This is a genomic window from Bartonella sp. AP3QHHD, from assembly GCF_042195765.1.
In the GTDB taxonomy this organism is placed as follows: Bacteria; Pseudomonadota; Alphaproteobacteria; order Rhizobiales; family Rhizobiaceae; genus Bartonella.
Window position 1 is genome coordinate 1 of record NZ_JBHIPC010000011.1, and the last position, 1,528, is coordinate 1,528.

Annotated in this window: 1 pseudogene; it reads right to left on the minus strand. The window is 49.9% G+C overall.

The features are described 5' to 3' along the window. A pseudogene (locus ACFIL7_RS00185) lies at positions 1-1,528 on the minus strand (phage tail tape measure protein); the annotation flags it as partial.

Sequence of the window (1,528 nt, forward strand, 5' to 3'; positions counted from 1 at the left end):
AGCAGCAGCAATGATGTTTTTCCATTTGGTGATGGTGGTGGGTTCAGCACCAAAAAAGCGCATGACGGCTTCAAAGGCACGCCCAAAAGCCCGAGATACCCCCCGTGCAAAGCCCTTCATAAAAGAAGAAAAACGATCCCAATATTTCCACAAAGCAAAACCAGCAGCCAGTATGACCGCCACAACAGCAGCAACCACAGGCCCCTATTGGGGTAAAAATAGCCCCCGCAACAGAGGCAATACCAGCTCCAACCACTTCGATCACTGTCCCGATCCAACCAAAAGAAGCAGCAAATGCACTTCCTGAGACAGCAATCCCCCGTAAAGCCCCGACCAACAAGGTCATGGGGCGTAAGAGTCGGAGTGAACTTGCCCCAAGACCCGCGGTTAGCAAGCCCAGCGAGCGCCCTGCGGCTGCTAAGCCCCGCCAGCTTGCAGAAAGACCACGACTAACAGCACCCATCTTGATAAAAGAGCCCATCAATTGAAGAAGCCCAAGACGTGTGCCAGCAAGAGTAAAGCGCAAAACCCGTAGAGCAATATTAAAAGCCATAAGCGCAGCAATGGTTTTGATGATGGCGCTTGTTAAAGTTGGGTGCGCATTCGCCCACGCCATAAGCCCATTGGTAAAATTGCCAACACTTTCCATCAAACTGTTGAGGGGGGGCAGAAGCACTTCACCAATGCTAATCCCTAAAGCCACAATGCGGTTTTGTAAGAGTTCAAATTGCCGCATGGCACCGGTTGCTTGTTTGTCTGCTTCTTGTTCTACCGAACCTTTAAAGACTTGTGGATCTTTCACATACTCTAAAGCTTGCCCTAACAATTCGGGATTGCCCACCAATTTGGCAAAATCACCAGTAAAATCACGCCCCGCAATGGCAATCAGCGAGCGCATGCCCTGTTCGGATTTACCCAACACATTAAAAAAGCGTACCAAGGTACCTGTGGCATCTTTGTCCAGATCTTGCATGAATTTTTCGCGAGAAAGCCCGATATTAGCAAAAGCATCTTCAATATGTTTGCCCCCTGCCTGAATACGGGCACTCATGGCATTAAAGCCACGCGCGGCACTCTCTGGAACAATCCCAGCAGAAATCATCGCCGTACCAAATGCCGCAGTTTCGCGCGCGGTGAGCTTAAACATGGTTGCCGCACCGGTGGCACGATTGGTAAAATCAGACACTTCACTGGCCTTTGCCGCCATGTGGTTCGAGAGATGATTGATCGCATCCCCTAAATCTTCAATGCCTGCCTGATTAAGCTTAAAGACATTGCGCAATTTGGCAAAACGCTCCCCAATCTGATCCCCCGTCATATCAAAAGCAACAGCTGCTTTAGCGGCATAAATGCTAAAAGCCTCTAAGCCTTGTTCACCAATGCCTGCTTGGCTGGCACTGGTCATCAGTTCCAAAACTTCACGCGCCGCTAACGGAATCTTGGTGGAGGTTTCAAGCGCAAAACGGCGCAATTCCTTTAAGCGATCAAGGGGGGCATCGAGAACCTTTTCTAGTCCCTTCATCGATTG